Annotated in this window: 7 protein-coding genes; 2 read left to right on the top strand and 5 right to left on the bottom strand. The window is 64.9% G+C overall.

Features of this window, described 5'->3' with window-relative positions:
* Positions 1–274: 274 nt before the first annotated feature.
* Entirely contained in the window at positions 275–3,142 is a 2,868-nt protein-coding gene (locus JIN84_RS00130; RefSeq protein ID WP_200348979.1) for a metallophosphoesterase, read from the bottom strand.
* 304 nt (positions 3,143–3,446) lie between these two features.
* Here JIN84_RS00130 and JIN84_RS00125 point away from each other — a divergent pair, with 304 nt between their 5' ends.
* Positions 3,447–4,529 (top strand): carboxypeptidase-like regulatory domain-containing protein, encoded by a 1,083-nt coding sequence (locus JIN84_RS00125; RefSeq protein WP_200348978.1) that lies wholly within the window; start codon positions 3,447–3,449, stop codon positions 4,527–4,529.
* A gap of 91 nt (positions 4,530–4,620) precedes the next feature.
* Here JIN84_RS00125 and JIN84_RS00120 read toward each other — a convergent pair whose 3' ends face one another.
* The 3 genes from JIN84_RS00120 to JIN84_RS00110 all read right to left on the bottom strand — a co-directional run bounded on the left by JIN84_RS00120 (position 4,621) and on the right by JIN84_RS00110 (position 11,587).
* The gene (locus tag JIN84_RS00120) at positions 4,621–8,409 is read right to left on the bottom strand and encodes a beta strand repeat-containing protein (RefSeq protein ID WP_200348977.1); all 3,789 of its coding nucleotides are present in this window, start codon (positions 8,407–8,409) and stop codon (positions 4,621–4,623) included.
* 197 nt (positions 8,410–8,606) lie between these two features.
* Positions 8,607–9,302: a response regulator transcription factor gene (locus tag JIN84_RS00115; protein ID WP_200348976.1), complete on the bottom strand. Its 696-nt coding sequence runs from the start codon at positions 9,300–9,302 to the stop codon at positions 8,607–8,609.
* A 50-nt stretch (positions 9,303–9,352) separates the two neighbouring features.
* Positions 9,353–11,587 (bottom strand): sensor histidine kinase, encoded by a 2,235-nt coding sequence (locus tag JIN84_RS00110; protein ID WP_200348975.1) that lies wholly within the window; start codon positions 11,585–11,587, stop codon positions 9,353–9,355.
* A 313-nt stretch (positions 11,588–11,900) separates the two neighbouring features.
* Between JIN84_RS00110 and JIN84_RS00105 the strand changes: the two genes are divergently transcribed.
* Complete coding sequence (locus JIN84_RS00105) at positions 11,901–12,560, top strand: PEP-CTERM sorting domain-containing protein (RefSeq protein WP_200348974.1); 660 nt, start codon at positions 11,901–11,903, stop codon at positions 12,558–12,560.
* A 138-nt stretch (positions 12,561–12,698) separates the two neighbouring features.
* Here JIN84_RS00105 and JIN84_RS00100 read toward each other — a convergent pair whose 3' ends face one another.
* Positions 12,699–13,889 carry a vanadium-dependent haloperoxidase gene (locus tag JIN84_RS00100; protein ID WP_200348973.1) on the bottom strand — a complete coding sequence of 397 codons (1,191 nt, stop codon included), beginning with the start codon at positions 13,887–13,889 and terminating at the stop codon, positions 12,699–12,701.
* Between the last annotated feature and the right edge of the window lie 76 nt (positions 13,890–13,965).

Below are 13,965 nucleotides of genomic sequence, written 5' to 3'. Positions count from 1 at the left end.
AAATACAAATCACCAAAAGAGCTTGGTGGAACAATATGACGAAGATCCGCCGCGACATTGTCCGGAGTTCAAACTTCAGTTTGCTCTTTCACGAGACTCCGGCCTTTTCACGAGAATCCGTTCACATACAGCCCTCTGTTCTCACGTCAAAACCGGATTGCCGTTCGGAAGAGCACGCTGGAGCGGTCCGCTGAAGCGTGAACTCAGGACAACGCAGCGGACTGACAGATCCTGGGGGGGTAGGTTCTGACAATCCGCATGGCGGCCTGAGGCATCATTCGGTGGGAGCCATCTGGAGGCGGAAGAGGCGGGTGCCTTCTTCCACGGGCAGGTTCCACTCCAGCTTCTCCCCTGCCGGATTCCATTCGAGCAGGTCGGAGGATTGCTCCAGTTGGAAGTCCAGCTTCGCCTCCCCTTCCGTGACTTCGATAAGCATCGGCGAGGGGCGGACGTCCATCAGGTCTCCGCGGGTGAAGAGGTCCAGGTCCGCGCGGTTGTTTTTCACGGCGTCGAACTCGGTCTTGTCGTTGCGCGAGGGATTGGTCCCCGCCGCGATTTCCTTCGCGTCGGAGATGCCGTCCCGGTCGGTGTCGGCGGACTTGCTGGAGGTGCCGTAGACCGAGTGTTCCTGGTAGTTGTTCAGGCCGTCGTTGTCGTCATCGAAGTCATCGTCGTAGTAATCGAGGATCCCGTCGTTGTCGCTGTCCGCGGCGCCGAGCGGCACCTCGAACTGGAAGTCCTGGTCGGCGGCGGTGAGGTAGTTGTTATAGACCGGCGAGTGGGTGGTAACCTTCACGGTCTTGCCATCCGGCTGGAACTCCAGCACGCGGAGGTAGGATTCCCCGCCGAGGTTCCGCATCTGGTAGTTGGCCAGCATCTGGGCGACGGGTTTGCCCGCCTCGTTGTTGTCGATGCGGAAGCCGGTGCCGTCGCCGAGGACGTGGCCGTTGAAGGTGAAGGCGAAGTTGTTCTTCTTCACCAGCTTGTCCCAGAGCTGCTGGCCGTCGTTCTTGAGGCCGGGCGTGGAGTAGTCGTGCGGGTTATAGGTCTGCGGCCGGCTGGTGTCCAGGTGGTCGTAGCGGAAATCATTGTTGTTCATGTAGGCATGGGTCAGCAGGATCGCGGTGCGGTTGGGATACTGGTCGAGGATGGACTGGGCCCAGACGACCGTGGCATCCTGCACCGCCCACTCCAGCGCGAGGACGATGAAGTCCACGCCGCCGGCGGAGAAGAGGTGGTAGCTGTTGTCCATTTTCCCGGCGTCCTTGACTCCGCCGAAGGTCGGCCAGTCCTGGTATTGGCTGACCTTGAAATGGTCGTTCAGGTAGGTGTCGCGGGTGGCGGCGTTTCCGCCCGGACCGTAGTCGTGGTTTCCGGTGACGAAGGCGTAGGGCATGATGCCGTCGAGATTCGCCATCGCCTTGCGGGCGAATTTCCACTCGGGCACGGAGTTCACGTTGGTGATGTCACCGAGGTGGAGGACGAACTTGATGTTGCGGTCCTTGATGTTGTCCGCGATCCAGGCGGTCTGCGCCTCGAACAGGCCGGGATAGTTCTGCGAGTAGATCTGCGTGTCCGGCAGCAGCACGATGGACCACGCTCCCTCCGGAATGGTGGAGCTGCCGGGCTGCGGCGTGATGGTGATCGGAGGGGTGGCGATGTCCCGGACAAGTCCGGCGTAGTTGTAGAGGTTCGCGAAGAAAACGTCGTTGAAGGCGCGCAGCGAGGGGGTCTCGGTGGGCTCGCCGGTATCGGCGTTGAGGATTTTGTCATTCGCCATCGCGGAAAGGAAGAAGCGGCCCTGGCCGTAGGCACCTTCCATGAAGCCGGGGGTGCGGGCGCGGTTGTCGCCGGAAAGGATCACGTTGAATCCGAAGAACTGGAAATAGGACTCCCACAGCGTGTTGTCCGTATAAGTGTTGCCCGGCTCGTTCCACAGCGTCAGCTCGATGGCGTTGCCTCCGTCCACCGTCGGCAGTCCCTGCATCATGAGGTGCTGCTTTTCGAGGATGAGCGCCTTGGAGAAATCCGTGTCATTGCGGCTGGCGTTCTGCGTGTCCGGCAGGAAGGGAGGCTCGTCCTCCGTCTGGTCCGCCTGGGTGAACTGGATGAGGAGGCCCGCGCGGTCCACATAATCGTCCAGGACGTCGCCATACTGGGTCATGTAGGCCTGGTAGTCCGGATCTTCCGAGGAAAACGAACCGATGGCGATGAGATCCACGTCTTCCGAGAAATCCGAACCCGGCGCGGTGTTGAATGGAGGCGCGTCGAGCGGCAGCGGCTTCACGTTGAAGCCGGCGCGGCGCAGCAGTTCACCGAGACCGACGCGGCCGGTGTAGCTGTCCTTGGATTCCAGCACGTAGGCGGTGAGTCCCTTCGGGTTGGCCGGATTGGCCTCCGCCGCGGGATTCGGCGTGTTTCCCATGGCGGAATAAACCGGGGGAAGCACCGGCGGGCGGGATTCCAGGCGGGACTGGAAATCGACGACGCCAAGCACGGCATAGGACTCGCTCGCGCTGCTGTAGGACGCCGGGTTCACGTCCGTGGTGATGTGGATGTTGCCCCGCCAGTCCGGCTGGATGCCGGTGAAGGTCACGGTGTTGGTGATGTTTCCCACCGCCTCGAGGCTCTTCGTCTCGGAGGTGGACCCCCTCACGGTGTAGTCGGCGATGAGCTTCTGCGTCAGCGCGCGGTTGGAGGATCCGAAGAGCGTGAAGTCATAGACCTTGGTGCCGGTGGTATCCAGCCCGCCGATCCGGATCACGCCGCGCGCGTCCTTGCCGGGATTGTTCTGCACCGCCCAGAAATCCGACGAGGCGGAATGCAGGTAGGCCGCGGAGGTGGAGGCGTGGCCGTTCGTGGAACTGAACGCGAACGCATCCGTCACCGCGAAGGTCGTTCCGGAGGTGCTCGCACCCGCGGTGTTGACCAGGGTGGTCACCGTGGAGGCGGCCGCCGTCGGCTGGGTCAGGTTGTTCCAGTGCACTCCCGCGACCGGAGCGGTGGTCGGAGTCGTGGTGAGCCGGCCGGACGAACCGATGTCGAGGAGGAAGCGCTCCTGGGCGCGGGCCGGTGATGACAAGCCCGCCGCCGCGGCCACGACGAGGAGGGTGAGACGGTGTTTGGTAGGGATGGGGTGCATGTGCGGATGGTCTTTCCTTGCGAAAGGCCCCTTACAGCACGGAACTCTCTTCGTCCGGTCGCAGGAAAAGGTGACAAAATTGGATCATGTTAGATCCGGGTCTGGCATGGTGGCGTTTTGTTGCCGCAAGATTTTCATGACAACCCGCCCCGGCCGGTCAGGTCCTGACAGTGGTGGATTTGGCAATCTCCCAACCGGGCGATCACACTTGACAGGGCAATGAACGTTCCGTGGTGTCCATGAAGTTGGTTCGCGCCGGAACCCCGAGCCACAGGAACTGAAGGAGATGAGAGCTGCCGAATGGATGATTACCCCGTTGTTGCTGGCGGTCGCGGCCTTGCTTGTGCTTCTGGTGATGACGGATGTTCCCCGGCTTGCCGGCGGGCTTCCGGTGGTCGGCAGGTTTTTCGCGGCCAGAGCTCTTGACGACCACAATGCCGGGGCTTCGGTCTATGATACGGATGTCAGATTCTGGGGAAAGGTCCTGGACTCACAGGGGGTTCCTTTGGAAGGGGTGCACGTGCGTGCGGCTGTGACCACGTTGCGGGTGAAGCCGGTCAAGGGTGGGGCCGGTTTCCGTGAATTTGACGTCATCGAGGCACGCACCGACGCCACCGGCCGCTTCGCGCTGGAAGGGGCGTCCGGCTTCGTGCTGAAGATCCTGAAAATGACCAAGGATGGTTATGTCCTGCCCCACGACCAGCAGCTGTCCACCGCATTCGGGACAAACTACCGCGAGTATCTGTATAAATCGATGGATGGACAACAACCGGAGTTCAAACCGGATCCGGCCAATCCCGTGGAATTCAGGTTATGGAAATTGCAACGTCCCGAACCCCTGATGATTTTCAATCCCGAGATGCGGATACCGGTTGGCGGACCTCCGCAGAATCTGTCGATGGACGACCATGGGAGCACGACCGATCCGGATTTCAAATACACACCGGATGTGAAAATTTCCGTTTCAGAGATCGGCACGGCGGATTCGCGCCGTTGGGAGGTGAGGATTTCCGGATGGAACGAGGACTGTGGAGTCGTGAAGGCGGATCCAAGCGACCCATTCCTGTTCGAAGCTCCTGAAAACGGATATGAGGAGTCGATCACCTGCCAGTATGGTCCCGAGGACATGGACGGGCGGACAGGCATGGAGGGGCTGCGGATACGTTTCTTCGTCCGTAGCAAGAAGCACCTCTGGCACGGCGCGGTGGATTCGGTCTTCCCTCCCCCGGAGGATGGTCGTGTGCGTCCCAAAATGGAGATCTGGACCAATCCTGCCGGAAGCCGGAATCTTGAACACAATGCCGCGCGCCCATTGTTTGCCCCTCCGCTGAAGCCCCCATCATTTCATGGGTTGGAAGGTGTCAGGACCGGAAGTGGAACGAATTGATGACGGAGGATGCCCCGAACCCTGCCATTTCCCACAGCGCAAGGCGGAAAAAGCACCGCCCGGGCGGACGGTGCTATCAAGATCCCCGCACTCAGTTTTCCGCACCGCTGACGCGGACGAACTTGCGCGGACTGTCGATCGGCACGCTGGCTTCCTGGAGGATGTAGTTTTCGGGAACGCCGCTCTGGTCGGCGGCGGGCGCGGGCACCACCGGACTGGCGGGCCAGGGAGATTCCGCCAGCGTGGCGCTCTGCTGGAGCTGGTAGGACCCTCCGCCCACCCGTTGGTTCCAGCGCACGATGAGGTTGTTTCCGACGGTGCTGCTCCGGACCAGGCCGCCGTTCGCGGCGACGGGAGAGGTGCCGAAAAGATATTCCACGCCATTGGAAAAGCCGTCGTGGTCCGGGTCGTCCGCGCGATCGCGCTCGTCGGGCGCCGGGATCTGGGCGGCCCAGGCGGGGTAGGGATCGTTGCCGGCGGGTCCGGTAAGGACGTTGAGCCGTCCGGTGCCGGTGATCAGCGGACTGGTGTTCGGAGCTCCGGAATCCACGGCACCCCAGATGCCGGTGCCGGCGGGCTCGCCGCCAAGCGAAAGCGACTGGACGGTATCGACGACGGTGGAGGGGTAGGCGAGATTGAGAACGGCTCCGGCGGCCACGGTCACGGCGGCGGTATCGGAGAGCGCTTCATCGATGAGGGTGAGCGTGCCTGCGGCGACGGTGGTGCTGCCGGTGTAGGAGTTCACGTCATGGAAGGCGAGCGTTCCGGTGCCGGACTTCGTGAAAGGACCGGTGCCGGAGAACGCCTGGCTGACCGCGATGTCGAAGCCGTTGGTATCGAGCGTGAGGCCGCCGGCGGCGAGGTTGGCGGTCTTGAGGTTCCCGATCCAGTCGGAGCTGGAGGCACCGGCCTTGAGGGTGATGCCGTTGAAATTCACCGTGCTGGCGTTGTCGGGATTGGCGGTGTCGCCACGGAGGGCGCTGCCGGTGGTGGTGATGGTCAGGGTGCCGCCGTTGAGGTTGAGCGTGCCGGAGGCTTTCGCCGCGCCAGCCGCGCCGCCGGTGGCGATGAGGATGGCGGTCTCGTTGGTGGTGCTGGTGATCGCGCTGGCGGAATCGAGATTGCCGAGCGTGAGCGTGCCGGTCGCGGTTCCGCTGGTGTTTCCGGCGTATCTGCCGAGGGTGACGGTGGTGCCGGGACCTTCGATGTCCAGATGGTTGAGCGGATTGTTGGAGAGCGTCATCACCCCCGTCACCGACGAGGTCGCGCCGGTGGCGTTGATGGCCCCGATGAGCAGGCTGGAGAGCCCGCCCTTGAAGACCGCGGTGGAGAAATTCGCGGTGCCGGACCATGGGCCGCTGCCGCCGTTGACGGGATTGTTCCCCACTTCCATCGCGGTGCGGGCGCCGTCGAGATAGGCGAGGTCGAAGGTGGAACCCGCACCCGCGTTGACGAATCCGCGGCCTTTTCCGTGGCCGACGAGAAGCCGTGGCGTGCGGACCGTCGCCGTGCCGCCCGCTCCGGTGGTGAGCGTGCTGTTGACGTTGTTGAAGGTGTTGTTGCTGTCCGAGATGAGGATTTCCGTATGGGCGGTGACGGAGGAGTTCGCGGGGAGCGAGAGATTCCCTCCGGCGGTGCCCGTGCCGGTGGTGATGCCCATGCGCAGGGTCGTCACCTCCATGCTGAACGCATCCGCGGCCGAGGCATCAAGCGTGCCGAGCGAGTTGGCCGAGCCGGTGGCGACGCCGAGGGTCATCGTGCCGACACCGGTGAAATCGGACGGCGCCTGGGTGAAGTCTTTCCCGGCGGCGATGGCGAGGGTGCCCGCGTTCTGGTTGAGACCGACCTCGAGCGAACCCCACATGTCCACGTCGTGGCCGAGGGTCAGCTTGTGGCTGCCGCGTTTGATGAAGGACCCCATGTCCGTCCGCGCACTCGTGTAGGTCTGCTCGCCACCGGCGTTCGTGATGTCGAGGATGAGGGAATGGTGGTTGCCGGTGAAAGTGCCGTCGGTGCGGTAGGTCTCGAGCTGGGCGAAGGTGAACTCGCCGGTGCCGCCGATGTTCATGCCGAGGCCCCCGGCCTCCCCGACGGCGAGCCGGCCCGGAGTATCGAAGCCTGGCAGGGCCGCGATCTTCGAGAGGTGGAGGATCCCGCCGTTGACCGTGGTGTCGCCGCTGTAGGTGTTGGTCCCGGAGAGGGTGAGGATGCCGGAGAATTCCTTGATCAGGCCTCCGTCCGCGGCAGCACCGGCGGGATCGTGGGACAGGCTTTGCGGGACGGTAACGTTCGCCCCGTTCGTGTTGATCGTCAGGCCTGCGTCGGAGATCCGGGCGTTGGTGAGGCTGTGGATCCAGTTGCCGCTGCTCGCCCCGGCGATGAGCGTGGTGCCGTTGAATTTCAGGGTGCTGGTGTTCAGCAGGTTGGCGGAATCCCCCGCGATGGCGGCTCCGGTGGTGGTGATGGTGAGGAATCCCGCACCGAGGTTCAGGGTGCCCGCCGCCCGCTGGACGGACCCCGCTCCGGTGCCGATCAGGATGGCGGTGCTGTTGTTCGTCGATGTGATGGAACTGGAAAATCCGAGATGTCCGATGGTCAGGGTGCCGGTGGCGGTGCCCGTGGTGCCGGCGTCGGAACGGGCGATGACCAGCGGGCTGCCGGTGGCGCTGAGGGCGAGGTTCTGCTGGTCGTTGTCGCCCAGGGTCAGGATGCCGCTGGCGCTGCCGGTGGAGGTGGTCGTCTTGCGGCCGATGGAAACCGCCCCGAGGGTGCCCCGGAAGAGTCCGCGTGAAAAATCGGCGCTGCCGCTCCAGTTTCCCGAAGCGCTCTGGTCGTTGTGGCCCACGCGGAGATCCGCGCGCCCGCCATTGAAACCGTTGATATCCAGCGACGCGCCGGCGCCCAGGGTGAACGAGCCGTTGGACTTGCCCTGGCCGATGGTCAGCAGAGGCGTGTTGATCGAGGTGAAACTCCCGTCCGGCGTGGTGGCGGTGGCGAGCGGAGTGTTGAAATTTCCGCCGCTGCGGCCGATGGCGACCATGGTGGTCGCGGTGATGAGGTTGTCCGGCGAGAGGTTCAGCGCTCCCTCGGCGGTGACTGCGGATCCACCGAAATTCACCCCGACCTGGAGTTCGGTCACGTTCGCGGCGAAGCTGGCGGCGGCGGAGAGATCGAGCGCGCCGGTGGCGTTGGCCGAGTTGGTCGCGCCGATCCGCGCCACCCCCGTGCCGGTCCCGACGGTGAGCGAGCTTCCCGCTTCCGCGGTGATTTTCCCGCCCGGGGTGTTGAATCCGACCTGCAGCGTTTCCAACGACGACGGACCGCCGAGCGCCATCTGGCTCGTGCCTGCCTTGGTGAGCGAGCGGCCAGGGCCCGCGATGCCGCCGGAAAACCTGAAGGTGGCGGTGCCGGCTCCGGTGAAGGTGGTGTCGTTGGCCAGGGTGAGGACCGGATTGATCCGATAGGCCAGCCCGGAATCTCCGGCGAGGGCGTCGAGATTCACCACCGGGGCGGCGACATCGGTCGCCAGCGTGAGTCCCGTGGCCGGATCGACGGCGTTGACGGTGACGGAGGCTCCGCCCGTGGCCGGACCGGTGCCGGACAGGTCGAGGATGTTCAGGAAGAACTCTCCCGGCAGGTCGTTCGTGCTGGCATTGGCGAGCGGGCCGGGAGCGGCGGTCGCGAAGGTCAGCCGCGTGCCGGTGCCGCCGGCGGGAGCGGCGTCCCAACCCGTGCCTGCGGACCAAAGGTCTCCGGTGCCGGATGCGGGCGTGTAGGTGAATGTCGCCGCAGCGGCGGGAACGATGGTCGCCAGGGTGGAAAGGGCCGCGATCCGGAGGGCGAGGTGGGAGGGGCCGGGATTCTGGAATGGTTTCGACATGGATTGGGTTTTTTGGAATTGAGCTTGGGGTGGATGGGAGCCGGTGGGAAAGCCGTGGCCCGGTCCGGAGGGTTTTCCGGTCCGGGCACGGGCGATCCGCATCGCTTCCGATTCAACGCGATCCCCCGCTCATCCACCATCCCTCGCGGGAGGGATATCCCGCGCCGCCGGAGGAGTGGTGGAAACCGTCCCGGCGGTCACCTGTCCTTTTCGACCGTGATGAGCCCCATCTCATATCCGCGCGTCACCGCCTCGGCCTGCCCGGCGACGCCGAGTTTCATGAAAATCGCCTTCAGGTGGCTCTTCACGGTGTGCTTGCTGATGCCGAAGACGACCCCCAGCTCGTCCGCGGAAAGACTGCGGCCCAGGTGGCGCAGCACCTCGAGCTCCCGGGCGGACAACGTGAGATCGTCCTCCTCCCGCGCCGCCCCGTCCTCGAAGAATGTCCGACCGTCGATCACCGTGTCGATGGCCTCCAGCAGCGCGGCGCGTCCGGCGGACTTGCAGATGTAGCCCCGCGCGCCCTTGGACCGGGCCAGCCTCACCTCCGGCCCGGTGGCCCCGGCGGAGAGGATCAGCACCCTCATGGAAGGCCAGCGGCCCAGCACCGTTTCCAACACGTTGAACCCGTCGAACCCCGGCATGCGGAGGTCCAGCAGCACCAGATGGGGGCTGGCCCGCGCGAGGATCTCCATGGTCTCCTCCCGCGAGGATGCCGTCAGAATGCTTTCAAAACGGGTGTCCACGGAAAGCATGGCTTCCAATCCCTCCCTCACCATCGCATGATCATCCACGATCAACAGCCGTATTTTTCCGTCCATGCCCAAGGAGGGCAGGCTCCCTCCCCCACGTCCATCCCTCGCCGGGGTTGTTTTTCCGCGTTTCACGCTCATTTTTCAAATTCCCTGTATCGATAGAGATCGCGCCGGACCGGCCGGATCTATCATATTCCAGCCTGCGTCGCGGACCGGCTTCCGTTCTTGCGAGTGACGGGCAGCAGCGCCTCGGCGGCGGCCCGCCCCACATGCCCCACGATGAGGGTGCCATTTCCGGGAGAACTGGTCAGCTTCAGGTGGCCGCCCAGCCATTTCATGCGCAGCCGCATCGACTCCAGCCCCAGATGGCCCTCGCGCGTGCCGGGGACCCGGTCGGAATCGAAGCCCCGGCCGTTGTCGCGGATGGCCATTTCAAGCCGGTCGGGAAAATAGTGCAGCGTCACCCGCACGGCGGTGGATTTTCCGTGTTTGCAGGAGTTTTCCACCGCCTCCTGCATGAGCAGGAGCAGGCTGCCCATCACCTGCCGCGAAAGACCGAAGGGCTCCCCCGAGACCTCGACCGTGACCAGCCCCTTCGGCCAATGTTCGACGGTGGTCGAGGCGTGGCGGAGCAGCGCCGCGAAGTCATCCTCCCCGGCGTCATCCACTTCCTTGAGCCCCCACAGGCATTCGCGCAGGCCCGCCTGCGCGCGTGACAGCGCGCGGAGGGCCGCCGTCAGCTGCTCCCTGGCCGCCACCGGCCCCTCTCCCATGTGGGCGGCGGCCGCCTCCATGCGATACGCCGCGCTCACGAGCAACTGCTGCAGGCCGTCGTGCATGTCGGACGCCAGCCGCTGGCGCTCCTCCTTTGCCGCGTGGAATTCCAATTCGGAATCGCGGTGCGAGCGCATCACCTCCTCCAGCCGCCGGGTGCGCCGGCGCAACAGGCGGCGCAGGGCGATATTGGACGCCGCCACGAGCGCCAGGACGAGCCCCACCGTAACCAGCACCGCTCTCAGCCGCGCCGGTGTCCACCATGGAGGGGAGCGCAGCACTTCCATGTCCCCCGGCGACCGCAGCCAGAGGCGGAAACCCGTGATGTCGATGAGATCGAGCTTGGGCGTTTCCTCGGCGAAGGTCAGGTCGCACAAGCCGGTGAATCTCACTTCCGCGCCGGGCACCAGTTTTCCCAACAACTCCGCCGGCACCGCCGCGCCGCCGGACGGCAGGGCGGCGGCGAAGAGCTGGCCGTCCGACTCGGCCACCACCCCCAGCCCGCCGTGTTCGTCCAGCCGCTCCACCCGCTGGATGTGGGACACCAGGCTCACAAGCCGCCCGTCATAATCCGCCAGAGCCACCCGCTTGGAGGAATCCCGGAACTGCGGCCGCAGGATGGCCGTCGCCCCCATCATCTCCGCGGCGGGAACCTCCGCGCGACCGGTTTTCCTGACCACCGCCCCGTTCAACGCCGCCAGGGTGCGCGTGGTATCGACGAACGCCGCCACCGTCACCGTGTCCCCCACCGCCACCACCGCCTCGGTGGAGCTCACCCTGACTCCGGTCTTCCCGTTCTGGAGGAAAAAGAACCGCTTCGGCATCGAGAAGGTCACCACCCCGTCCGTCACCACGCGGTGATACGGCTTCGAAGCGGGTGAGAATTTCCGCAGATTCCCCAGCTCCACCCTGGCCGACTGGAACGGATCCGCCGGCGCGGGTGTGACGATGTGGAAATCATCACGGCCCATGCTGCTCAGTTTCAGGCCGGTCAGTTGCGACCGCAGGTTGAACAAGGGCGTCAGCGCCCCGCGCACCCTGACCCGCGCGTCGATCAGTTCCTCCCGCTGCAGCTCCCTGCCACGCTCCGCGTCCACCCGGCAGACGTGCCCGTCCACCATCATCATCACCGAGGCCACCCCCACGTCATTCACCTCCGTCACTTCCTGCACCACCCCCTCCACCTCGACCGGCTGCGCGTCCATGCTGCCGGAAAGCAGGTCCTCGATGGGCGGCCTGAGCGGTTCCGGCAACGGAGCTGTCCCCTCCCTCACCACATCCTCCGCCACCACCACGGGCGCGTAACCGCCGGGTCCTGTCCTCCCCTTCACCAGCACCACGGTCCCGGGCTCGAAGACGGGCGGCTCCGGGGCCAGCCCCTTCTCCCACCGCGCTCCCATTCCCAACAGGGAAACCCAGATCGCCATCCTGCCGTCATGCACGATGATGGCATGGTTCCGCCTCGCGCTGCGCCAGATCACCACCCCCTCCAACTCCACCCGTCCGTTCCGTTCCGCCTCCGCCAGAGGCAGCGCGCGGATCTCCGCCGCACTCCGCAGGACGGTGGTCTCCTGCGTCTCCCCGGCGGCCCCCACCTCCGGCAGAGCCTGCCCGGCGGCGCAGATCCGTGCGATCGCCAGCCAAGCCATCCAACCGAAGAAAATCCGCATTACGAACGGCAATACACCGTTCCGCCCCGGTGGTATCAAGGGAAAACCCGGATCGGGCGGGCCCGGCTGATCCGTTGGGAATCCGGCGCCACTTCCACCCTGGAACCCTCACTTCTTCCGGGGCTCATCCCTCCGGGCCGCTTTTTTTGGCGTGCCCGCATTTTTTTTTGGCGGGATTTCCTTCGATTCGTCGCATCCCTCACCGAGGCACCAAAGTCGTCGATTTGGATCGATGGAACGCGCCCCGCAAAAAGCCACCCCACAGATACCCATGACAAAATCCAGCAAAACCATGACCACGGTCCTTACCGCACTCTGCCTCGCATCCTCCCTGCAAGCGGCGGTCACGACCTTGGGCAGCCACACCAAGACCACGGACGGTACCGAAACATTCACCACCGTCTTCGGCGGAGGCAGCCAGATATTCAACTATACCTCCGGCAATGTTTACGTGGTGATGCAGACCACTTTCACGAACCCGTCGAACCCGGGCACGCTCGACACCACGCAGAGCTACGGCGGATTCTCACACTCGGACAACGATGTGTTCGGCCAGCTCTGGCAGGCGAGCACCATCGGGGTCGCTTTCTATGGTGAGAGGTCTTCAGGAGTCTCGATCGTGCCGGGCACCCCGATCACGCTGGTGGTCAAGTATGAACTCAATGGAGCGGGGGCGGATGGCGATACCGTCAAGTTCTGGGTGAATCCAGCCCTTGGAACCGGCGTCGAGGGAACCCCTGACGACGCCGATCCAAGCAGAACCTGGGCACCCGGCTCGATCTCCAGCGACGACATGCGCTTCCGCAGGGGAAACTCGTCCGACAACCAGATCGCCTTCAACAATGTGACGATTTACGACGGCGGAAGCAGCCCGTTCTCCGTGGTTCCGGAACCTTCCGTGGCACTGCTGGGCGGCCTCGGCCTTCTGGGTCTCTCCCGCCGGCGCCGCTAACCGCTCCCCCGCCCTCCGGAGCGCCGGCCAAGACCTGAGAGGGAGCAGGCGTCTCCGCCCCACCATGAAAATCCGTCAAGGGCGGCGGACGCCCGGATGGGAGGGCGGCCCTCATCACGGGAGGTGGTTCCGCATGGGCTATTTCATCGATGCCAGCACCGCGTTCCCGACTTTCTTCCCCAGCTCGAGGCCGGCATCGCAGGCGTAGCGGAAATGAATGCCGCAGAACACGCGGCTTTCCCCGCATTCCTTCGCACAGGCGGACAGGCTTTCGAAACGCCGCTCCGCGCCGGGCATGGCGTCCGCCCGCACGGTGAACCGCACCTGGTCGCCTCCCAGCATCTCCGCCAGCACGGTGGCGGCGGCTCCGCTGAAGGCGCTGTGGCCGGAGGGATACTCGGGATGGGCGGGAGTATTCAGCATCGGCATCCAGCCGCTTTCCGGTGCGGTCGCGTCGTTACCGTCGTCCGCCGCCCCCTGCACGGCGGTGGCGGGGCGCCAGGCGTTGTAGTGGTATTTCGAGTCCCAGCAGGCGATCCCGGTATCGACCATGGTCACGTTCAGCACGGCGAAGATCCTGGAGCATTCGCGCAGGGGGAGCTTGCGCTCCTCCACGAGGGTTCGCGCGATGGAGTTCCAGTGGCCGGAGGGGGTTTCGGTGTAGGAAAAATCCGACCAGAATTTCGCGATGGTGGATTGCTCGGAGGTTCTGACCGCCGAGTTTTTCCCGCCGATGGATCTCACCTCGTCGTAGGCGGTCGCATAGTCCGCGCTGGCGAGCGCGGGTGGCGGCGGGCAGCGGAACTGGTCGGGGGTCTTCAGCACGAACGGCTGGACCTCCTTCGCCCATTGCGCGAGTTCCGGGGGACGGAGGAAGGGTGGCGTGCGCCGCCACATTCCGGGGGTGAATTTCGGCACGTAGGAAACATGCTCGGAGCTGCCGTCGTTCTCGCGGGAGGTGATGATCTCCCTCGCGGCCTTCTCGCCCGCCTGGAAGTCCGGCATGACGGTGTCTCCGGCGAGCTGCTTCATTTCCTCGTCCCGCAGGTTCTCAAACACCGCGTGGTGCCCGGGCAGCAGCAGCACCGCCGCCGTGTAGCCCGCGCCGGTCACCGCCGCCTCGCTGCCCTTTTCCTTCACCGCCCTGTCGATGCCGAGGTGCAGGATGGCAAGGCTCCTCGCCACCAGCAGCGGCGGGGTCGCGTCCTCCTTGAGGGCGAGCAGCACCACGCGGTTCCAGGCCAGCACCGCGTTTTCCGCGGTGGCGCGGGGAGCCAGCAGCACGGCTGCCAGTGAGAAGACGAGCGTCCGGACGGGGGGAAGTTTCATGGAGGTTGAAAATCGGGTGGGGCAAACGACCTGTTAGAGCGGCGGATCAATCCATCCGTTATCTTCTGAAACCATA

The sequence above is a fragment of the Luteolibacter yonseiensis genome (assembly GCF_016595465.1).
Taxonomy (GTDB): Bacteria; Verrucomicrobiota; Verrucomicrobiia; order Verrucomicrobiales; family Akkermansiaceae; genus Luteolibacter; species Luteolibacter yonseiensis.
The sequence above is the reverse complement of the archived record's forward strand: the minus strand, read 5'-3'. Positions and strand labels throughout refer to the sequence as shown.